Here is a 21,757-nt window from a genome sequence, read left to right on the forward strand (position 1 = left end):
GGACAAATGAAAGAGGAACGGCCGGTGAATTGTCCGAACGGAAGGTTAGTTCGGACAAATGAAAGAGGAACGGCCGGTGAATTGTCCGAACGGAGGGCCAGTTCGGACAAATGAAAGAGGATCTGCTGCTGAATTGTCCGAACGGAAGGTTAGTTCGGACAAATGAAAGAGGAAGGCGAGCTGAATTGTCCAAACAGAAGGTTAGTTCGGACAAATGAAAGAGGAACGGCCGCTGAATTGTCCAAACAGAAGGTTAGTTCGGACAAATGAAAGAGGAACGGCCGGTGAATTGTCCGAACGGAGTGCTAGTTCGGACAAATGAAAGAGGAACGGCCGCTGAATTGTCCGAACAGAGGGCCAGTTCGGACAAATGAAACAGAAACGGCCGCTGAATTGTCCGAACGGCGGGCTAAGGCTAGTCCGTCGCGACAAAGAAATAGAACAAGGCATGCCCACAAACCAAAATGGTTCAGTAAGCATGCCTCTTCATCGACCTCTATTATTCCCTATACCCTACATTCCAAGCTCCACCATCATCCGAATTTTTAGTAGCTACAATACAACAACATTAAACTTCTTTTTCCCGTATTTTCACTTTGTTTTCTGAACGATGGAAGGTGAAAAAGCCATCCACTAGCCGATCGAGGCGTTCTAATTCCTCACTGTACTCAATGATCATGGCAATGACTGGGAAAAAGTGAATCCATTCATTCCGATCCACATTGCTGTCATCGTAAAATGTGAGATATAGTTCCGTCAGCTGTCTTTTTCCAAGACCAACTTCCTCATATAGTTCCTCTGTCGTATGAGCTTTCACTTTCCCCGTATATTTCAGGAGGATCCGCTCATGGTAATTGGTTAAATAATCTAGGTGGTCACGGATAATGTCCTGCATGGATTCCGGTAAGTGCTGCAATTCATTTTCGTATTTGCTTAGGGCCTTCAAGATGCGATGGGACTTGCCAGTACTATTTACCATCTGCCGGAATAATACTACTTTACGCATCCGGGCATACTCGTTTTTTCGTAAATAATGCCGTTCTTCCCTATATAACACAAACATGCCCTCTAATTTACTCATGAGTTCCTGGAGTTTCGGGACATCTTTTTTTAATGCTTTATAATCGGCTTCATGACGTGTTATTAACCGAATCCATTGAAGAATTTGATCGTTTGTATTGACTAATTTATGATACAGCAAGTTTTCGTGCTTCGGGGGTAAAAAGATCAAGTTAACGATAAAAGCGGAAATGACCCCAATAAATATTAAGAAAAATCGGTTGGTGGCAAACGGGATAAAGTCATCTGTGGGACTTCCCATGATAACGATTGCCGTGACCACCGCTAACGGTATGATTGCCTCTTTCTTTAATTTTAAATGAATGGCGATGACAAGCATGACCACAACGCCTACGACAAACGGTTCATGTCCAAAGGCAAGGACGAACGTGACTGCTAGTGCAGCACTTAGCAAATTTGCCTGAATTTGATCCCAAATCAATTGGACACTTTTGCGGACGGAAGGCTGAACAGATAAAAATGCAGCTAATGCCGCAAAGCCTTGTGATTCAAATCCTAACCATAACGCGGAATATAGTGCTAAAGTGACAGCCAAACCAGTTTTAAAAATGCGGGCTCCAAGCCTCATCTGATTTCAAAACCCTTTCTATGTTCAAGTCTTAGTAAACAAGTTATTCATATGACGAGCTCCATGTTTTAATGACAAGTTCATTCAGGATGTCCATTAAATCATATCGTGACGTACTATACACTGCTTTTCAAAAACAATCAAGCCCAAATTTCCATTGTTCACAAATTGTCTTCAATCATTTTGGAGAATACGTCAAAAATAAAGGAGAAGAATGTTCGTTATCTTATCTCCTTTCACTTATTGTTGGTATTCCATAAATCAGCAAATAATAAACAAACCCCCCAGCCTGCAAATAGAGGCTGGGGGGGTGCTAATGATTATTCTGTGGATACTGCCGGGTCTGCCTGTTCTTTCACAGGAATGACCTGAAGGAAATTACTCTTAGGATCTTTCAGTAAAGTTTCAATGACTTGAGCCTCTTCTGATTGTCCTTGTGCGACTAATTCCTTGTGATAGAGTGTAAGCATTTCTGTAACATCTTCCATCCCTTTTTCCGTCAAGGATTCGATGTTTACAACTGCTCCTTTGGCAATACGGGACTTCAATGCTGTTTCATCTAATCCCATTTCCGGATCGTGTCGTAAATAAACGGCACCACCAGTCATACCTGCACAAATCCATGGACCAGGATCTCCAAGAACAAGTCCGCGGCCATTTGTCATGTACTCAAAGGCAAAACCTTTAATATTGGAGTGGATACCAATATTGTGTCTTCTACCTGGAGTCAATGGTTTTTTAAGGCGTCCTCCAAAGATCATGTCAGCACCGGAGAGACGGATTCCTGCTCTGGCATCGGCGTTTCCTTGAATAATGAACAATCCTTTTTGAGCACCATATCCTGCTCCTTTACCAACGGAACCGTTGAAGAACTCGCCAGTAAACCCTTTTGATTTAAAAATCTTGAAGGTTCCACCAAACGATGTTTTTCCAACACCATCTTGTGCACCACCAGTAATTCGGATATTCACTCCGTCACTGTTATATGCCCCAAGTCCGTTACCTAAGATCGAACCTTTCGTAAAGTTAAGGTTGATTTCAGGTAATTGACGATAAGATCCATCTAATTTACCACGTACTCTATGGCAAGCAACTCGGCTACCAAGCACACGCTGCTTTGCTGTTACTGCTTCATATTCCCTTGAAGAAGTTAATTCTTCCACATTTCCATCTAAATATTCCGCACCAACTGCCAATGCTAATTGAGGAGCCTCTTCCACTTCTTGAACTGGTTCAATCGTGGCAACATCCTGCTCTGGTAATGTGGATAATAACTCTTCTAAATTCATTTGATCGAACCCTTGAACTTGCTCTAAAAGGTCTGTTCTACCTACTAAGTCTTGAGTATTTTCAAAACCTAATGCAGCAGTTAATTCTTGAAGTTCCTTCCCGAAAGCAGTGAATAGGTTCGTGAGTCCTTCGACGGCTAAATCGTATTGGCGAGGAACAAAACGGCGTAAACCGTGATCCTTCGCTTGTGCTTCTGTTTCAATCTGAGTAGCGATTCCAACGTGACATGTATCTAAGTGACAACCGCGACAAGCCGTACACCCTACAGCAATCATGGAGAGTGTTCCAAATCCGATACGGTTTGCACCAAGTAACATAAGTTTTAAGGAATCTAACGCACTCTTTACACCACCGTCAGCCCAGATTTCCACTTTATGACGTAATCCTGCTTCTAAGAGGGCAAAGTGAGCCGCTTTGACACCGATTTCTGCTGGTAAACCAACATGTTGAAGGGCGTGAACTCGTGCCGCTCCAGTACCTCCGTCAAAACCACTTAACGTAATAAAGTCAGCACCTGCTTTTGCAATTCCCACAGCGATTGTACCGATATTAGGCACGATTGGAACCTTAACAGCTACTTTTGCTTGATCGTTCGCTGTTTTAATCTCCGTAATCATTTGTGCCAGATCTTCAATCGAATAAATGTCATGGTTATTGGATGGTGAAATTAAATCCGAACCAGTCGTTGCATTACGTGCCGCTGCGACCTTATCGGTAACTTTCGAACCTGGTAAGTGTCCCCCTTCTCCTGGTTTTGCCCCTTGGCCAATTTTAATTTCAAGGAGGTTAGAGGAGTTTAAGAGTTCCACGTTAACACCGAAACGTCCAGATGCAATTTGCTGTCCCCGTGTATTTGGATATTTACCGAGCATATCCTTGATCTCTCCACCTTCACCGTTGAAGCTGATCATATTTAAACGATCGGCCGCTTCGGCATAGGCACGGAAAGCCACTTCATTCTGTGAACCGAAAGACATGGAGCTGATCATAAATGGAAGACTATGATTTTTAACTCCAAGATTTACTTTTTCAGCTTTCACTGATGAATTAACCTTTTTAAGCCCCGTTAAGTGACGGATATTAATTGGGTTTTTTGATTCTTGTTCATCCAGTTTTTCACGGTAAGCCGCATAGTCACCGCGACCGGATGCTAAGTCACCTAATGCTTTCCAAAGACGAGGGAAAAGATGGAATGTCTTCCCAGGTCGTGCTTTTTCGTTCGTGAATTCTTTCATTCTCTCGATACTGTCTAGTTTCATATGTTCAAAGTTATAAGCGAGATCTTTACCGCCTAAGAAGTTAACAATATTTAAATAGTCAGCAATTTCCTCATTTAATCCCATAGAGGAGAAGAGACGTCCGTATCCGCGAAGTTCGTGAATTCCAATCGTGGAAATCACTTTTTCTAATCCTTTATTTAACGCACTGAAGAGCTTCGATGCAGGTTCTGCATCCTCGTCCACGACCGTTGCAAACATGATGTACGGATGAACTAAATCGGCACCTAATCCAAACACAACAGCAATATCATGTAACGTACGGATGCTTCCTGAGCGTAAAACGAAGGAGCAATTCCGACGTTTTTCTAATTTCGTTAAGCCTTGATCTACGGCAGAGATGGCAAGGTGTGGATCGATCCAATAATTCCCGTCCTGATGACTTTGCTGATCATCGAAAACTAAGAATGATTTACCATTATCAATCGCTTTGTCCGCTTCATCGGTGAGACGTTTTAACGTATCTTCCACAGCTTCTTCTTCCTTGCGAACCATAGAAAGGATTTGAGTCTCATTCGTTTCGTTAAATGTAGCTAGTAGTCGTTCAAAGGATGGCTGCCCTTGGCTTTCTTCTAATTCTTTACCAGCTGCTCCTTCGGCAATTAACGGGGAATTCAGTTCAACGACTGTTTTCAATTCCTCTTTTCCAAATAAGGCTGGACGTTTTCCAAGAACGACCCTCGTGGAGAAATGCTCCATTTCACGGTCGCGGTCAATCGCCGGATTTGTAACAACAGCAACACTTTCTTTAATGAAATCAGCGACATTTTTTCTTCCTGGATGTAAGGCAGCAAGTGGCGCATCATGTCCTAATGATCGAATCGGTTCAGCACCTTTTTCGGCCATTTGTTCAATTAATTGAATGTGCTCCCGATCCCATCCGTTTGCGGAATACACAGAAGGTGTTACCGTTTGTTGAAATTTAATCGTATCTGCTTCCGTTGTTAATTTAGCGGATAATCTAGTTCCTGCATCTTTAATCGGCAGGCGATCGGACATTCTTGAATATACTTCTTCTTGTAATTCGTCATGCCAATAAACTTCGATGACACCTGTTTCTTCGTTCCGGAACAGACCTACTTTTTCACCAGGGGCAAGGGGTTTTGGTTCTGACAAATAATTATCTGACGTAAATAACCCTTGTTCTGATGAAAAGATAAAGCTTGTTTCCGTTTCTAACATCCAAACTGGACGTAGTCCTAGTGCATCCACACTAAATACCGCTTCATTCCCGAAACGGGAGATGATACCTGCAGGTCCTTGGGCAAAGTGACCCCATGCTTCCCGAATATACGTGTATAAATCCTTTAAGTGAGTTGGAAAATGCTTGATTTCATTAATGATTGGTGGGAATAGCATTTCCATGGCTTCAAATAAAGAATATCCATGTCTTGAAATAAATGTGTCCAGGACACGGTTTAAGTCTTGCGAGTCACTTCCTCCGTCAACGAGAGGAACACCGAGCATGTTCGCCTCATCCCGAAGCTTTGCAATGGTATTAATTTCTCCATTGTGCCCGATGACGCTAAATGGCTGTACCCGGAAAAAGTTAGATAGTGTATTTGTTGAATAACGGTTATGTCCTAAAGTTGCTGTAGATGCCACAAGGGGATCAGCTAAATCAGAATAATATCTAGGTAAGATATCTCCAGCTCCCATGACCTTGTAGACTGCATGTTCGTGACTGAGAGAAGCCACATGAACTCCAGAATTCAGTTCAAGTTCAACCATAAGTTCAAAGAGGAGAGAATCGAGTGAATTCAGTTGATTCTCATTTTCTCCAACTAACGCCACCTGCCAAAAAACTGGTTCATGTTTTTTACCAATTGGCCCTAGTGCTTCTCGGTTAGTTTGCTGTGTACTTTCAAATACAAACTTCAATCCCTTATTTAAAATCTTTGCACGCATCTCTTCCTTGACAGCTTCCACATCTTCTCTGTTATCAATGAAAAAATGTCCTACGGTAAATGTGTCATTATCCACGAAATCAGAGGAGGTGTCCGCTTCTTCAAGTTTCTTTTTCCATAATACTTTTGGAATATCAATGTGAATTCCTACACCATCGCCTTCATCATTAATAAATCCAGCACGGTGGTTCATTTTTACAAGAGCTTGAATCGTATTGTCAATGTTTTCCTTCGTTGGCTTGTTCTCTTTTTCAATGAAAGAAACGATTCCACAACTGTCATGTTCTTGTTTTAAAGCACCACGAAACTTTTCGGTCAATTTGTTTTGGTTTTTCATTCGTTTGGTCAAAAACTTGACCGTCACCTCCTATTTAGAATCGAACCTCTGTTAGTTTAGGGAGATAATCTTACAACTTTAAGCAAGAGTCCCCCGTGAACACAGAATTATCAGAATTACATTTAACAATATCACTTTTTGTATAAAAAATCAATAATTTATACAATAACTAATTTTGGAATGACGTTGGACATGCTTTTCTCGTCAAGTGGAGAGATATGGAAGTCGTGTTGTTGTAAGCGTTTTCATCTGTAGGGTTAAAAAAACAGAGGCGAATTGTTGAAAATGCCCCTGTATTTTTATTCATCATTCTGAATATGTCCAATTGGAGAAAACGTGATCCACTGATCCGAGAGTGTCGGAGATGTCTTGTTCTGTGTGCTCTGTCGTTAAAAACCAAGCTTCATATTTAGATGGTGCTAAGTTTATTCCTTGAGCGAGCATTTGTTTAAAAAAGTAAGCAAACATCTTACTATTACTCTTCTCTGCATCCTCGTAATTCCTAACCTGATCCACATCAAAGTAAATGGTTAATGCCCCTTTGAGACGGTTGATGGAAATGGGGATACGATGTCTTTTGGCACTACTCAAAATTCCCGCTTCCAGCATGGCACCTAATTGATCCAGTCTTTCGTATATGCCTTCTCCTTGAAGAACTTCCAAACAAGCAATACCGGAGCGAATGGACGCAGGATTTCCAGCCATCGTACCTGCCTGATACGCAGGCCCGAGTGGTGCGACCTGTTCCATAATTTCTGCTTTGCCACCATAGGCGCCAATTGGAAGCCCACCACCGATAATTTTACCTAAGGCCGTAATATCAGGTTCCACACCGACTAAATTTTGAGCTCCTCCGTACATGAAACGAAAGGCCGTAATCACTTCATCATATATAACAAGTGCTCCCGCTCCATGTGCCAGTTCATTCACTTTTTCTAAAAATCCGGTTTCCGGTTCCACAATGCCGAAATTTCCAACAATTGGTTCCACTAATACTGCAGCCACTTCATCTCCCCAATGATCGATTGCTTCTTGTAGACTTTCAGGATCATTAAACGGAACGGTGATGACTTGGCTCGCAATACTTTTTGGTACACCGGCAGAATCAGGAGTTCCTAATGTGGATGGACCGGATCCCGCTGCAACTAATACTAAATCGGAATGTCCGTGATAACACCCGGCAAACTTAATGATTTTGTCCCTGCCTGTATATGCTCTGGCCACTCGGATAGTCGTCATGACCGCTTCTGTACCGGAGTTGGTGAACCTTATTTTTTCCATGGAAGGGATCGCTTCTTGAAGCATCGCTGCAAATTGACTTTCATAAACGGTGGGTGTTCCGAAGAGGACCCCGTCCTCTGCCGCATCTTGGATGGCTTTCGTTATATGGGGGTGGGCATGTCCTGTAATAATCGGCCCGTAAGCAGCGAGATAATCTATGTATTTATTTCCGTCCTCATCCCAGAAATAAGCCCCTTTTCCCTTTTTCATAAAAACAGGAGACCCGCCACCAACGGCTTTATAGGATCTGGAAGGACTGTTCACCCCTCCAACAATTAATTTCTCCGCTTCTTTATATAGTTCTTCGGATTTTGTGAACTCCATTCATTCTTCCTCCTTCACGCTCGAGATTCATGCTTATTGTACCATATTAGGAACGTGTTTTTTTCTGATGGGAAGTAAATCTGTCTAGCTTGAGAGTGCCCCTCTTTCTTGAGGTAACCACGCTAATACAGGTTAGTTTAAGTTTAAATCTTGAAGAGTCTATTTTCTTTAGGGTAAACTAGTAGAGTTGTGAGAGGGGGAAAAACCATGAATGTGATTGAAGTGGAAGGTTTGCGGAAAGAATTTAAGTCGTATTCGAGCCGTTCTGGATTAAAGGGCGCTTTCCGTGACTTATTTACTCGTAATTATAAAACACTGCGGGCAGTGGATGATATTTCTCTTCATGTGAAACAAGGAGAGATGGTGGGATATATTGGTGAAAACGGAGCAGGGAAATCAACAACGATTAAGATGTTGACGGGAATCCTCACACCAACTGCTGGAAACGTCACCGTAAACGGGATGAACCCCCATAAGGAAAGGGAGAAATTTGTTCGGACCATTGGGGTAGTTTTTGGTCAAAGATCCCAACTATGGTGGGATATTGCTGTTCAAGAATCATTCCGATTATTAAAAAAAGTATATAAAGTTTCTGACGAAGAGTATGAAACACATATGAAAGAGGTTATCAGGACGCTGGAGATTGAACCATTATTAGACAAACCAGTGCGAAAGCTGTCTTTAGGTCAAAGGATGCGCTGTGAATTGGCAGCTGCGCTCATTCATAATCCACCACTCCTGTTTTTGGATGAACCGACGATTGGCCTAGATGTGTTGGTAAAAATGAAGATTCGCGGATTTTTAAAGGAGATTAACCGGAAATATAAGACAACGATTTTGTTAACGACCCATGATCTGGCAGATATTGAAGCACTGTGTGATCGGGTTGTCCTGTTAGATGAAGGAAAAATCATTTATGATGGCCGTTTAGATGAACTTCAGAAAAACTGGGTAGAAGGCAAACAAGTCCATTTTGAATTTCAGCATCCCGTTGATAAACCAGCACTTGAAGAGATCAGCAGAGAGTATCCAGTGATTTGGCGTCAAGGGGAAAGGGTAAATCAGTGGGTTGCTACGATAGATGGGGAAGATGATACAGTCTCGAAGTTAATGAGTGTCGTCATGTTACATCATGCCATCAGCGATGTGAAACTGAACAAAGTTTCTACAGAAGAAATAATTAGAAATATATATGAAGAAGGTATTAAGCATGGGTAATTTTTCGATGTATGTGGAAATGATCCGGATCCGTTTTCTGATGATGCTTGCTTACCGAACGAATTACTACAGTGGGATTCTCATTTATTCTATTAATATTGGGGCCTACTATTTTTTGTGGCAGGCGATTTATGGCACCCAAGAATCGATTCAAGGGATGAGTGTTTCGCAGATGACCACGTACGTGGCGATCGCCTGGATGGCGCGGGCTTTTTACTTCAATAATATCGATAGGGAGATTTCCCAGGAAATACAAGATGGGAAAGTGGCCGTTGAGATGATTCGTCCATATCACTATCTTGGTGTCAAAACGATGCAGGGGCTAGGGGAAGGATTGTTTCGCCTGTTATTCTTTTCTGTCCCGGGAATGATCATTATCTGGCTGGCATTCCCGATTGATTTTTCCAACCAGTGGAGTGTTTGGGCACTGTTCTTTTTATCCATTATTTTTAGCTTTATCGTTAATACACAACTGAATTTAATCACCGGTATCTTAACCTTCTTTTTAATGTATAACACAGGCTTAATCCGAGCGAAACGGGTCGTCATTGACTTGTTTTCCGGTTTGTTATTACCGATTTCCTTTTATCCCCTATGGGCACAGGATGTGATGGGGTATTTACCATTTCAAGCCATCAGTTATATTCCTTCCATGATCTTTACTGGTGGGTTTGTGGGGAGCGAGATTTATTCCGCCATCGGAATTCAGATCTTCTGGTCGGTCTTATTGATTATTCCTATCCAAGCCCTATGGATGTTGGCAAAACGTCAACTAATTGTGCAAGGGGGTTAGAGTATGTACTATTTTTCTATCTTTTTTCAATATGCAGCACAGTATTTGAAAACAAGGATGAGCTATCGGGAAGATTTAGTGGTGGAATTAATCTCTGATCTTCTATTCCAGGCGGTCAATTTAATCTTTATACTCGTGGTCTTTGGCCATACCACGTTACTAAATGGCTGGAACCGTGAGGAAATTATATTTATCTATGGTTTTTTCCTAGTACCTTACGCCATCTTCTCTTCTTTCTTTAATATCTGGGACTTCAATGAAAGGTATATCGTTAAGGGAGAGATGGATCGAATCTTAACCCGTCCGATTCACAGTTTATTTCAAATCATCATTGAGCGGATGGAGTTAGAATCCATGTTCGGAGTTGTCACAGGGTTAGTCATTATGTTTTACGCAGGCTCCCAGCTAGGTCTGACCCTCCATTGGTACGATCCGTTTGTGTTTTTGTTGATGGTCATTGGAGGAGCATTCATCTATGCGGGAATCTTTATATGCCTTGCAGCGATTAGTTTTTGGTCAGACAGCAAAACGGATATTATGCCGATGATGTATAACATCGGTAACTATGGCCGTTATCCTGTTGATATTTATAATCAAGTGATCCGATTTGTTTTGACTTGGATTTTACCGTTTGCTTTTGTTGGTGTGTATCCTGCGGCCTTTTTCTTAGGGCGCACAGAATGGTACGGATATGCATTTTTGACCCCAGTGATGGGAGTGGTGTTTCTGACGATCGCTTATTTCATGTGGAATGCAGGAGTGAAAAAGTATCGCGGAGCCGGGAACTAGGGAGGTAGGTGGTGCCTGTCACTTGTCGAAATCGGGAGGTGACAGGCACTTGTCGAATTGCACCTGAATTGGTGGTGAACTCCAAGTTCCGGAGGGGGGGTCCCCCCCTTCTTCACTCGCCTCCCCTCCCCACCCATCTGAAATCTGTTCTTCCGAAATCCCCTCCAAAACCAAATTCCCCACAAAAAATCAACTCCACTTGTCCTATTTCCTCTCGTTTAATCATAGATTAAACGGAGGTGATATAGGAATGAGTGACCTCCTTGTTTTAGGTGCCATTGTTGCGGCCAGTGCTGGGATCATTTTCAGTATCGTTCTATTATTACGAAATCAGCCCCCGGAAGGAAGGCGAATATCCACCAGAAACTTCCTTATATTAATAATCGTGTATGCAACCGTAATGAGTGGATTTGGAGTCATTTATATGGGGTTAGAACTATTGGGATATTCCGTTTTATTGGAAGGGGATACCTTGCTTGTCTTTGAGTCATTAGGTCATCTGATCGAAGATGTCATGTATTTCAGTGCGGTAACGATGCTCACCGTTGGATATGGCGATATCATTCCCCAGGGCATCGGTCGCTGGGTGGCGATGGTACAGGCACTGATTGGTTATTTGCTCCCCGTTGCATTTGTCGTAACGACCGTGATTTATACAGAAAAAAAAGAACGAATCAAAGAGAGAAGAACAGATCGTTTGTAGCTTTCTAGCATTTTGGTTATTCTAGTAGTAACTAGAAAATAAAGGAGGATACGAAACGATGACAGTAGAAGTTGGAGCTAAAGTACCTGAAATGACATTACCTGCGAATGGCGGGAAAAATGTAAGTCTGTCAGATTATAAAGGGAAGTTTATTGTCCTATATTTTTACCCGAAAGATATGACACCAGGATGTACTACGGAAGCTTGTGATTTCCGGGATCAACACGAGAACTTTAATGATTTAAATGCGGTAATTCTAGGGGTTAGTCCTGATCCAGTAGACCGGCACGAGAAATTCATTGATAAGCACGGGCTTCCGTTCGAACTATTAGCAGATGAAGATCATCAGTTGGCGGAAGCATTCGGGGTTTGGAAACTGAAAAAGAATTTTGGAAAAGAATACATGGGAATCGAGCGCTCCACATTTGTGATTGATCCAGATGGAAAGGTCATTAAAGAATGGCGAAAAGTGAAAGTAAAAGGTCATGTGGAAGAGGCATTGGAATTCTTAAGGGAACAGGGGAAGGCATAAACTTGAACTGCTATTTGTTAAAAACTCTGGTCAACTATAAATGACCGGAGTTTTTTGTGATCCTGGAGCGGTTCGGGGGACGGACGGGCTGATATAGTACCCGAAGGAGAGGAAACTGCAGTGGTTGGTAACAAGTGCGGGAAACTTCATCCCGAAACTCCGACTGACGTATCCGTTCGGTCACAAGTACGAGCAACTTGTTACCGAATACCAGCCCGTCGCTCCCGTTCGGTAACAAGTACGAGCAACTTGTTACCGAATACCAGCCCGTCGCTTCCGTTCGGTCACAAGTTTGGGAAACTTCATCCCGAATACTAGCCCGACGCATCTGTTCGGGCACAAGTATGAGCAACTTGTTACCGAATACCAGCCCGACGTATCCGTTCGGTCACAAGTTTGGGAAACTTCATCCCGAATACCAGCCCGACGTATCCGTTCGGTCACAAGTTTGGGAAACTTCATCCCGAATACTAGCCCGTCGCATCCGTTCGGTAACAAGTACGGGAAACTTCTTCCCGAATACCAGCCCGACGTATCCGCTCGGTCACAAGTACGAGCAACTTCTTCCCGATTACCAGCTCGACGTATCCGTTCGGTCACAAGTACGAGACACTTCTTCCCGAAACTCCGACTGACGTATCCGTTCGGTCACAAGTACGAGCAACTTCATCCCGAATACCAGCCCGTCGCTCCTGTTCGGTCACAAGTACGAGCAACTTGTTCCCGAATACCAGCACGACGTATCCGTTCGGGCACAAGTTTGGGAAACTTCATCCCGAATACCAGCCCGACGTATCCGTTCGGTCACAAGTTTGGGAAACTTCATCCCGAATACCAGCCCGACGTATCCGTTCGGTAACAAGTACGAGCAACTTGTTACCGAATACCAGCCCGTCACTCCCGTTCGGTCACAAGTACGAGCAACTTGTTACCGAATACCGACTCGACGTATCCGTTCGGGCACAAGTACGAGCAACTTGTTACCGAATACCAGCCCGTCACTCCCGTTCGGTCACAAGTATGAGCAACTTGTTCCCGAATACCAGCCCGACGTATCCGTTCGGGCACAAGTACGAGCAACTTCATCCCGAATACCAGCCTGTCACTCCCGTTCGGTCACAAGTTGGAGAAACTTCATCCCGAATACCAGCCCGTCGCTTCCGTTCGGTCACAAGTTGGAGAAACTTCATCCCGAATACCAGCCCGTCGCTTCCGTTCGGTCACAAGTTTGGGAAACTTCTTCCCGAGTACCAGCCCGACGTATCTGTTCGGTCACAAGTTGGAGAAACTTCATCCCGAATACCAGCCCGACGTATCTGTTCGGGCACAAGTACGAGCAACTTGTTACCGAATACCAGCCCGACGTATCTGTTCGGGCACAAGTACGAGCAACTTCTTCCCGAATACCAGCCCGACGTATCCGTTCGGTCACAAGTTTGGGAAACTTCATCCCGAATACTAGCCCGACGTATCCGTTCGGTAACAAGTACGGGAAACTTCTTCCCGAATACCAGCCCGACGTATTCGTTCGGTCACAAGTTGGAGCAACTTCTTCCCGATTACCAGCTCGACGTATCCGTTCGGTCACAAGTACGAGCAACTTGTTACCGAATACCAGCCCGTCACTCCCGTTCGGTCACAAGTTTGGGAAACTTCTTCCCGAGTACCAGCTCGACGTATCCGTTCGGTCACAAGTACAAGCAACTTCATCCCGAATACCAGCCCGTCACTCCCGTTCGGTAACAAGTACGAGACATTTCTTCCCGATTACCAACCCGACGCATCCGTTCGGTCACAAGTACGAGCAACTTCATCCCGAATACCGACCCGACGTATTCGTTCGGTAACAAGTACGAGACACTTCTTCCCGAAACTCCGACTGACGTATCCGTTCGGTAACAAGTTCGAGCAACTTGTTACCGAATACCAGCCCGTCGCTCCTGTTCGGGCACAAGTACGAGCAACTTGTTACCGAATACCAGCCCGACGTATCCGTTCGGGCACAATGACACAAAATGATTGATTTGTGAAAAAAATATTACTAAGCTACTAAACGATAGGCCACCGGGGGGATTACATTTGGAAAGCAAAATTGAAATATATGAAAAGGAATATCGACGTTTTAAACCCTTCAATCATTTTCATTCGCGTATACAAGAAATGAAAGAAAAGTCCAGTGATGGGGCGGAACTGGCCACGAAATGGGCTGAAATTTTAAATCAATCCCTTCGTGGGGAAACGTATCCAGTGGTTCACCCAATTGGTCAAGAGACGTTTTCCTTATATGCAGAGTTCCCAACTGGAGTTTTCGAATATGCTTTGGACATTGATGGTGCTACCTCACTAATTAAAGAAAAAGGAATAACACCAGTAACGTTTTCTCCAACAACTATCATTCACTCGGTTGATCAAGGCAACATCAACAAAGATCTAAATGGGATAAAAACGAATCATAAAAATCCTGTAATGGTACTTCAAAGTGAGTATTTAACTCACAATAGACCTTATTGTATCAATGGAAACCATCGAATATTGGAAGCGTATCGCAATAACCTTGAATGCATTGAAGTTTTTGTTTTCAAAGATTTAGAGTTCGTACCTTTCTTCTATGATAGCTTAAGTAAAGCAGTCTACTATTTGGAGATCGATTACAATCATATTGTTAATGGAAAAAACTCTATTTTTCAAAATAAAAATGGAGCACTAGCATTTGAATGATAACGGATTTATGGATAGACTTAGATTTTTCTTATGCTCCTTCAACTGTCGAGAAAGCCCCGGTCGTCCAACCAGCAAAAATGGCGCGATTCATAAAATATATGAAATGCGCCACTCTTATTACAGATTTATGTGAAAAGAAAGCCCATGCAGGGCGTCGTCCCTCTATAGAGAAGGGATGAATTTTCACTCAGACAAAGGGTCTTTTGCTACCTTAATTGTCTGAAGATATGCTATGATTCCAAACTAATTTATGTTTAGACTTCCAGTTGAGCCGTCGTATCCCCATCTTTATCGATACGGAAATTAACTTTTTTATCGCCACAAATGAGGTCATACTCCCCAAGGAATCCTTCCACGGAAAGTCTTCCGTCCCCGTCGGTCGTAGCTGTCACTTCCGTAGACCAGTCCCCTTTAATGAGTTTCTTTAGAACGTCATAAGCGGGTTTTGGACTATTATCCCGTCTGACGAATCCGGCAGGGGCACCAAGCCATGCACCATCATCACTGAAGGACCACGTGGTAATCGCCTCTACTAGAGGATGTTTAAACAAAATGGAGTACATTTCTTCCACTTCTTTTGCTTGTCGTTCTTCAAATTCAGGTGTGGATGGCCATTCTGGAATTTGATAATCGTTCAAATCCACAATCTCCGCCGGCATCAAGTGCCCTGAAGTTAACGTGTTCTCGGTAAAGTGAATAGGGAGACCGAAGTGAGAGAAACGGTCTAACACCTCTTCTAGTTTTTCCTGTCCCCAATATCCCTGATGTTGGTGCGACTGGATCCCAATCGCATCTATAGATATACCGGCATTTAAACATCCGTCAATTAAGATTTCGTAATTGATCGAGGTATTGAAGTCATTTAATAATAGTGTTGCATTAGGATTGAATTCCCTTGTCTTTGAAAACATTTCCTTGATGATTCCTACACGGCCAAGGTCCTGAGAAATTCGTGTAATCCCATTATCATATTTATCAAAGATCGGCATGATCACCACTTCGTTGATTACATCCCATGTATCGATTAACCCTTTAAAATCTGTTACATCCCGTTCAATTCTTTCAAACTGCGCTTTCAAGATTTCGTCATTGCTCATTTCAAGAAGCCATGGGGCAGTCAATGTATGCCAGCAAAGGGGATGTCCTTTCACAGAGATATTTCTTTCTTTTAACCACTGGGCAGCTGCCATTACTTCTTTCGTCCTTGGCTTCCCTTTTTCCGGCTCAAACAGGGCCCAATAAAAAGGGAGTGTTGCCTGGTTAAATACGTCTAGAAACAGATTCAGTTTTTCTTCTTGAAAAGCAAGTCGATCAGCTGGAACATTTTTGTTTGCTACGTCGATGACATCAAAAATACCGCAGCCGAACAAGAATTGGTGATTTGTTTGTTTCACAACTACTTCTTTTCCAGCAACAGGATTCCCCGCTGCATCGACCAATTTGATTGTCTTCAACCCCATACGGTGTGCTAATTCATTTGTCTGTTCCATTTTAGTACCTCCATTTTCTCATCCATTTCAGAAAACGCTTTCAGGTTCTCTCACTACTATTTTACCAGACTTTGTTCAAAACTAAGAATGTATTATTTTTGACACCTTCGGGCATTGTCTAGCTCCACCGCCTACTCGCATGGGAACTGAAAAAGTGGTGCTTTTCCACTTTTACAGTCCCTAAGCCACTTCGGAAGTGACAACTGAAGTCGAAGAGCGGACTTCTAGATGTCATTCCTGCACTGCCCTACGCTCGTGATCTTAGGCGATTGCGCTTTTCTTTATCCGGAAAACAAACTTTCTGCCTTTATGTTAAAGGCTGTGATCTCCCATTCATCAATTCTATCGTTTCAAATAACAGTCAAAGAGTAGAAAAAATCTCCCCCGCCCCACTAAAACTCCTTATTTTTGACGATTTCCTGAATTTTTTCAATGACTTTTTCCCATTCGGTGGTTTGAATGATTGTCCCTTGATGGCCGAGTAATAAAAACGTAGGGTATTCTTGTAATTCAAAGACATCTAAAGCGTAGGAATCGTAATCCATCACACGATGCCAAAAATCGATCAATACATACGAATCAAAGTTATCAGTTCTTCTAGTAAGTTCGGATATCTCCTCATCCAACTTATAATAGAGCTCCCAATTTTCCTGTGTGTCGTGTTCAAATATAATAGAAAGCTGATAACGGTTGGGACTGTCAGGTGAGAAAAAATGAACATAATCATTTCTAGTTAATGGAGATACTTCGATTTTTTCTGCCTTGTAAATGGGTAGTAGGATGTCGAAGTAACCTATATATTCTTTCCGCGAGTAGGACTTCGATTCAAAATCTCCGTCCACTTTAATGGATATTCGTTGACCCAATCCTGAGTAATACAAGAAATCGGAAGTCAAATCGATGGGTTCTCCAGTATCACTGGAAATAATCTCCGTATTCTCATCGATAATAATCTTATAGGCCTCCACTTCATAATTGGTAGGAACTTCGGTGTTGGAAATGTAGGATTTGAGGGTCGTCCCAAATAAATTATCCTTCACAAATACAGATACCATTTGTGAGTTGTCCAGAGGGGAAAAATACATGATACGTCCTTCAATATCATATCCACCTTCCTCCTCAGAAGATGGTGAACAGCCATTAATGACTAAAACTAAAACGGTGAAGAGAACAAGAGCTGTTACTCTCATATGATTTATCCCCAATCCATAATCTTAAAATGATTCTATCTAATGAGAATATACCACGGAAAGGGGTTTGAATATATATCCTATTATGATAGATTAATCTTTTTATATAGTGGAACTTCCAGGTTCACATCAGTGATTTATTTGGCTGCGGAGGGGAACGGGATGAGAGATGTTACTAACTTGATAGAATGAATGACAAGTAATGAATATATTATAGGTAGTAAAAATCTAGTAACCTCTGATAAGATATAGGTAAAATAAATACTGGTGGAGTGACAAATGTGAAGCAACTATTCCCATTTATATTAATTGCTGCAATTATAGGCGGAGTAATGTTTTTTATGAATGATGATTATGAGAAAGATAGATTTGAACCAGTTAACTCCATCGAAACAATCTCCGTGGACTGGGTTGCTACCTTGTTTGTGGATGACACCCATTTAGAAGTTCCTACGTTGGGCGTCAGGCTGGAATCGAGAAAGGACGATATGGATCTGGAGGCGATCGAGTTCTTTCTTGAATCGGAGAGAGGCGGATTTTATTATCAAGATTTAAATGTGCAACAGTTCAATGGGGAGATTAGTTATTCGGAACCATGTGAATTTTGTGATCAAACGGATTCCATTTATTCGTATGTCAATGTTCAAGTACATTGGAAAGAACAAGACGGTTATATTATGTCCGATTATTTTCACTTTGACTTTCCTACTTTGTTGAGTGGATTAAGATAGGGCAGATTCCCCAATCTTGGATTAACTAAGTCATTTGTCCAATCCTGACATGAAGCACAACATATAAATGAAGAGAACGGTGACATAACGATCCCTCTTTTATAAATTGATCTGGTGCTCTCTGTAACTTTGCGAGGCGGTTTCCGCCTCGCATTTTTTTGAAAGGTAAGAAAGCATAAGTTTTTTGTACCTTCGGGCAAATCATTTGCTGATTTTTGAAAAAATTGACGAGTAATCTTAAAACTCGACTATACAGTAATACAGGATTTTTCGAAAAAATTCTGAAATTCGTCATAAAAACGAACATGACTTATGTATTTAGAATAAATTATGAATATAATGTTGTAATAAGATAAGAATTTTTATGATAGTATGAAGGGATTTTAATGGGATCAAGAGAATTATTAGAAAATGAAGTTATGGGGCTACCCAGACATATTTGGAGGGAGAAAACATGAAATTAATGATATGTGTTGTACACAATCGTTATGCTGATGAAATGGAACAGGGGCTCAAATCAAAGGGGTACCGCATGACTGAATTGGCAAGTAGTGGTGGATTCTTGAGAAAAGGAAACACAACGTTCTTATTAGGGATTGAAAATAAAGACGTGAAGGATCTACAAAATGAAATGAAAGCTATTTGTACGGGGATTGAAACGAAAAAAGGGAAACTAAAGGGTAGTGAAAGCAGGTATACCTCTTTTCTCGTTGATGTAAAAGACAGTCTCCCTCTATTGAATCAGTTAAAGTAATTCGTTTTAACGAGTATTTAAAATTATTGTTCTTGTTGTAATAAAAGCGGGTAAAGTTATATATATATACTTAATACGTAGCTTGTGTTGTTTACGTTGACAAATTTTATTATCATTAGTTATACTAATTGTAAATATTATAAAGTAAGAATGTCTACTTGGAAGAGGTGAAGCTAAAATGGAGAACCATCGACTTCAAGAAGCGTTACATTCTTTAAAAAGTACAAAGGTTCGTATGACACCACAACGCCACGCAATTTTAGAATTTTTATTTAGTGCTAAGGCTCACCCAACTGCTGATGAAATATATAAGGCGTTGGAGGGGAAATTCCCAAATATGAGTGTTGCCACTGTTTATAATAACCTGCGTGTTTTTAAAGAAGTCGGTCTGGTTAGGGAATTGACTTATGGCGACTCTTCCAGCAGATTCGACAGTAATACTTCTGATCATTATCATGTCATCTGCGAAGATTGTGGGAAAATTGTAGATTTTCATTATCCAGGATTAGATGAAGTAGAAACGTTAGCAGAACATGTAACTAATTTTAAAGTAACTGACCACCGTATGGAAATTTACGGTAATTGCCCAGAATGCCATAAACAAAAACAACATTAAAAAGCTGGATTTCCTTCAGAGAAATCCAGCTTCTTTTTTTTGCGATTTTCTTTTGGTTCGATCTTTACCTGTGACCAAAGAGGGGAGACTTCCTTTGCGGTTTATCCCTTTAGCTTGTTTTCGTTTTTGTGATTATATTTTTCATCAAACTCTTTACCTTCAAGTGATTTATCTAATGTTAATGGCTCGCTACAATGCATACATGCATCCACCCGGCCTAACATCTTCGTGTACTTCCCACAACCTGGACAGAGAACTTGAATCGTTTTGGATGAAAGCATTCCAATCCAAAAATAAATTACTGTGCTGGCGATAATGCTTAAAAACCCTAATAACATAAAGAGCGTCATCAAAATAGCACTTGTTTGAAAAAATAGACCAAGATACATAATGATGATTCCTGCAAAAATCAACATGAGGGCAAAAGTACGAATCTTATTAATTTTATTTGAGTATTTAATTCCCATGAAAACCAACCTCCTAAAATGAAAGTATAGCATAATAGAGGAACGATCACTATGAAAGAAAAATATTACGGGCGATCGTGGAAGGTTTTTTTGCAAGTTCGTCGAAAATATAATCTTAAGAAGAATTTTAATTAGGATTTATAGGAGGCGTCATCCCATGGACGATTTTTTACGGCAATTATATCAAGACCGCTCAAGCGATAAACATACATTAGGTATTATAGCAATGGAACAAAGATCTAAGATGGATGCAAATACAGACTATTTTGATTGTGTATTACTAGTTATTGTTTCAGAGGACATGCCTTCCTGGGAAATGAAGCATTATGCTTATAATGGCTATAAGGTTGCCATGCATCTTGTGAATAAAGAACAAATTCACGATTGGCTTATTAATAGTTCGAACCGTCGAATTGTGGATTGGTTAATGAATGGGAAGATTGTTTTTGATAGAAATGAATTTACGAAGAACTTCAGGCAATTGATGATCGAATTTCCGCACGAAGAGAGAAAAATTCGAACCGGTGTGGAATTTTCGAAACTAATACGAAGATTTACCGATGGTAAAGTGTTGTACCATGAGGGGCATTTTCTTGATTCTTATAATCAAATTGTCCATGCACTCCACCATTTAGCGAGACTAGCTATCATTGAGCGGGGCTTTTATCCGGAAGTCACTGTGTGGCAGCAAGTGAAACAAATAGAACCGGAAATCTATAAGCTTTACTCAGAACTCGTAACGGGAAATGAACCAATTGAAAAAAAACTAGAACTTCTATTAATAGCAAATGAATTTGGATTAATGAATAAAACGAAGTTGGGAAGTGCCCATCTATTAGATTTACTGCGAACGAAGAAGGAACCTTGGACTATTGAAGAGATTAAACAGAAACTGGGGATGCATGACTATTCTTTAGATATAAGTATCCTGTTGGAGTATTTAGTTCAAAAAGGCTATGTGGATGTTGTAAAAGTGGAAACAAGAGGCAAGAAGATCTTCCATCGGCAATACGAAGTTACGGATTCTCCACTTCCATAATAAAATTATTGTGGCTGGGACGACCGAAAGTGTTTAATCAAAAATCCGAACACTATACATCCATAGGGAAGTATAGTGCATGAACTATCATGGCGTTCGGATTTCTCTTTGATTAAAACATTTTTGTCCCAGTTTTTTTATTGTCTCCAATTTTCTTGTTTTTTTGGTCATACTATTTAGGAGGTTTTAATCAATCAACCACATAGAGTATATGTTGAGGCGTATGAAATCTAAATAGGGATTGCAAATTATATTGAGAAATGATAAATTAATTCTTGCCGCTAAAAAGCCGGTGAAATTATTTTTGAAAAATATGTTGACTGTGATTTGAGTAAGTGATATATTATTACTTGTCGCCAAAAACCAAAACGGCGAACGCAGTTAAAAAAGTTGTTGACGGAAACTTGAGAAGATGTTATGATATTCAAGTCGCCAAAACGACAAGCTAGAAAATTTGACCTTTGAAAACTAAACAAAAAGCCAAGCGAAGTGGGATATAAATTCCTTCATTATAATGATGAAGCGATATTGAAATATCCCGTCAATTAAGAAGTAAAAAATTAGCCAAAATTTGGCTTGACGCTAGTCGTCAAACTCAACACTTTATTGGAGAGTTTGATCCTGGCTCAGGACGAACGCTGGCGGCGTGC

16 protein-coding genes are annotated in these 21,757 nt (G+C 41.3%); 10 read left to right on the forward strand and 6 right to left on the reverse strand.

Annotated features, from left to right (window positions below; genetic code table 11):
• Positions 1–568: 568 nt before the first annotated feature.
• The 3 genes from KS419_RS00235 to KS419_RS00245 all read right to left on the reverse strand — a co-directional run bounded on the left by KS419_RS00235 (position 569) and on the right by KS419_RS00245 (position 8,064).
• Positions 569–1,648 carry an aromatic acid exporter family protein gene (locus KS419_RS00235; protein ID WP_217064085.1) on the reverse strand — a complete coding sequence of 360 codons (1,080 nt, stop codon included), beginning with the start codon at positions 1,646–1,648 and terminating at the stop codon, positions 569–571.
• 320 nt (positions 1,649–1,968) lie between these two features.
• Positions 1,969–6,459: a glutamate synthase-related protein gene (locus KS419_RS00240; RefSeq protein ID WP_217064100.1), complete on the reverse strand. Its 4,491-nt coding sequence runs from the start codon at positions 6,457–6,459 to the stop codon at positions 1,969–1,971.
• Positions 6,460–6,765: 306 nt separating this feature from the next.
• Entirely contained in the window at positions 6,766–8,064 is a 1,299-nt protein-coding gene (locus tag KS419_RS00245) for a glutamate-1-semialdehyde 2,1-aminomutase (RefSeq protein ID WP_217064086.1), read from the reverse strand.
• 207 nt (positions 8,065–8,271) lie between these two features.
• Between KS419_RS00245 and KS419_RS00250 the strand changes: the two genes are divergently transcribed.
• From KS419_RS00250 to KS419_RS00275, 6 genes are all read left to right on the forward strand, one after another.
• Entirely contained in the window at positions 8,272–9,282 is a 1,011-nt protein-coding gene (locus KS419_RS00250; protein ID WP_217064087.1) for an ABC transporter ATP-binding protein, read from the forward strand.
• A 7-nt stretch (positions 9,283–9,289) separates the two neighbouring features.
• On the forward strand, positions 9,290–10,075 hold the full coding sequence (locus KS419_RS00255; protein ID WP_281419748.1) for an ABC transporter permease: 786 nt from the start codon (positions 9,290–9,292) through the stop codon (positions 10,073–10,075).
• 3 nt (positions 10,076–10,078) lie between these two features.
• Positions 10,079–10,864 carry an ABC transporter permease gene (locus tag KS419_RS00260; protein ID WP_217064089.1) on the forward strand — a complete coding sequence of 262 codons (786 nt, stop codon included), beginning with the start codon at positions 10,079–10,081 and terminating at the stop codon, positions 10,862–10,864.
• A gap of 250 nt (positions 10,865–11,114) precedes the next feature.
• Complete coding sequence (locus KS419_RS00265; RefSeq protein WP_217064090.1) at positions 11,115–11,567, forward strand: potassium channel family protein; 453 nt, start codon at positions 11,115–11,117, stop codon at positions 11,565–11,567.
• A gap of 58 nt (positions 11,568–11,625) precedes the next feature.
• Positions 11,626–12,099: a thioredoxin-dependent thiol peroxidase gene (gene bcp / locus KS419_RS00270; protein WP_217064091.1), complete on the forward strand. Its 474-nt coding sequence runs from the start codon at positions 11,626–11,628 to the stop codon at positions 12,097–12,099.
• 2,079 nt (positions 12,100–14,178) lie between these two features.
• The gene (locus KS419_RS00275) at positions 14,179–14,817 is read left to right on the forward strand and encodes a hypothetical protein (RefSeq protein WP_217064092.1); all 639 of its coding nucleotides are present in this window, start codon (positions 14,179–14,181) and stop codon (positions 14,815–14,817) included.
• A 257-nt stretch (positions 14,818–15,074) separates the two neighbouring features.
• Here the strand turns inward: KS419_RS00275 and KS419_RS00280 are convergent, their stop codons facing one another.
• Together KS419_RS00280 and KS419_RS00285 are read right to left on the reverse strand one after the other, a co-directional pair.
• A complete protein-coding gene (locus KS419_RS00280; RefSeq protein WP_217064093.1) occupies positions 15,075–16,310 on the reverse strand; it encodes an endo-1,4-beta-xylanase in 1,236 nt (411 codons plus the stop codon).
• A 392-nt stretch (positions 16,311–16,702) separates the two neighbouring features.
• Entirely contained in the window at positions 16,703–17,500 is a 798-nt protein-coding gene (locus KS419_RS00285) for a hypothetical protein (RefSeq protein WP_217064094.1), read from the reverse strand.
• A gap of 281 nt (positions 17,501–17,781) precedes the next feature.
• On the opposite strand from KS419_RS00285, the gene KS419_RS00290 reads away from it, so the two are divergent.
• From KS419_RS00290 to perR, 3 genes are all read left to right on the forward strand, one after another.
• Positions 17,782–18,231, forward strand: coding sequence for a hypothetical protein (locus KS419_RS00290; protein ID WP_217064095.1), 450 nt, complete (start codon positions 17,782–17,784; stop codon positions 18,229–18,231).
• Between the two features lie 454 nt (positions 18,232–18,685).
• Entirely contained in the window at positions 18,686–18,985 is a 300-nt protein-coding gene (locus KS419_RS00295) for a cyclic-di-AMP receptor (RefSeq protein ID WP_217064096.1), read from the forward strand.
• Between the two features lie 178 nt (positions 18,986–19,163).
• On the forward strand, positions 19,164–19,601 hold the full coding sequence (gene perR / locus KS419_RS00300) for a peroxide-responsive transcriptional repressor PerR (protein WP_217064097.1): 438 nt from the start codon (positions 19,164–19,166) through the stop codon (positions 19,599–19,601).
• Positions 19,602–19,702: 101 nt separating this feature from the next.
• Here the strand turns inward: perR and KS419_RS00305 are convergent, their stop codons facing one another.
• Positions 19,703–20,068 (reverse strand): YgzB family protein, encoded by a 366-nt coding sequence (locus KS419_RS00305; RefSeq protein ID WP_217064098.1) that lies wholly within the window; start codon positions 20,066–20,068, stop codon positions 19,703–19,705.
• A 157-nt stretch (positions 20,069–20,225) separates the two neighbouring features.
• On the opposite strand from KS419_RS00305, the gene KS419_RS00310 reads away from it, so the two are divergent.
• Positions 20,226–21,107, forward strand: a complete 882-nt coding sequence (locus KS419_RS00310; RefSeq protein WP_217064099.1) for a nucleotidyltransferase-like protein — start codon at positions 20,226–20,228, stop codon at positions 21,105–21,107.
• Positions 21,108–21,757 lie beyond the last annotated feature (650 nt).

Origin of the sequence: Evansella tamaricis (genome assembly GCF_019042215.1) — a bacterium.
In the GTDB taxonomy this organism is placed as follows: Bacteria; Bacillota; Bacilli; order Bacillales; family Salisediminibacteriaceae; genus Evansella; species Evansella tamaricis.

Excerpts from the sequence above, each read along its gene's own strand:
- KS419_RS00310 (WP_217064099.1), top strand. The coding sequence starts at position 20,226 with ATGGACGATTTTTTACGGCAATTATATCAAGACCGCTCAAGCGATAAA.
- KS419_RS00305 (WP_217064098.1), bottom strand. The coding sequence starts at position 20,068 with ATGGGAATTAAATACTCAAATAAAATTAATAAGATTCGTACTTTTGCC.
- KS419_RS00260 (WP_217064089.1), top strand. The coding sequence starts at position 10,079 with ATGTACTATTTTTCTATCTTTTTTCAATATGCAGCACAGTATTTGAAA.
- KS419_RS00255 (WP_281419748.1), top strand. The coding sequence starts at position 9,290 with ATGTATGTGGAAATGATCCGGATCCGTTTTCTGATGATGCTTGCTTAC.
- KS419_RS00235 (WP_217064085.1), bottom strand. The coding sequence starts at position 1,648 with ATGAGGCTTGGAGCCCGCATTTTTAAAACTGGTTTGGCTGTCACTTTA.
- KS419_RS00280 (WP_217064093.1), bottom strand. The coding sequence starts at position 16,310 with ATGGAACAGACAAATGAATTAGCACACCGTATGGGGTTGAAGACAATC.
- perR (WP_217064097.1), top strand. The coding sequence starts at position 19,164 with ATGGAGAACCATCGACTTCAAGAAGCGTTACATTCTTTAAAAAGTACA.
- KS419_RS00285 (WP_217064094.1), bottom strand. The coding sequence starts at position 17,500 with ATGAGAGTAACAGCTCTTGTTCTCTTCACCGTTTTAGTTTTAGTCATT.
- KS419_RS00240 (WP_217064100.1), bottom strand. The coding sequence starts at position 6,459 with ATGAAAAACCAAAACAAATTGACCGAAAAGTTTCGTGGTGCTTTAAAA.
- KS419_RS00250 (WP_217064087.1), top strand. The coding sequence starts at position 8,272 with ATGAATGTGATTGAAGTGGAAGGTTTGCGGAAAGAATTTAAGTCGTAT.
- KS419_RS00245 (WP_217064086.1), bottom strand. The coding sequence starts at position 8,064 with ATGGAGTTCACAAAATCCGAAGAACTATATAAAGAAGCGGAGAAATTA.
- KS419_RS00295 (WP_217064096.1), top strand. The coding sequence starts at position 18,686 with ATGAAATTAATGATATGTGTTGTACACAATCGTTATGCTGATGAAATG.
- KS419_RS00265 (WP_217064090.1), top strand. The coding sequence starts at position 11,115 with ATGAGTGACCTCCTTGTTTTAGGTGCCATTGTTGCGGCCAGTGCTGGG.
- bcp (WP_217064091.1), top strand. The coding sequence starts at position 11,626 with ATGACAGTAGAAGTTGGAGCTAAAGTACCTGAAATGACATTACCTGCG.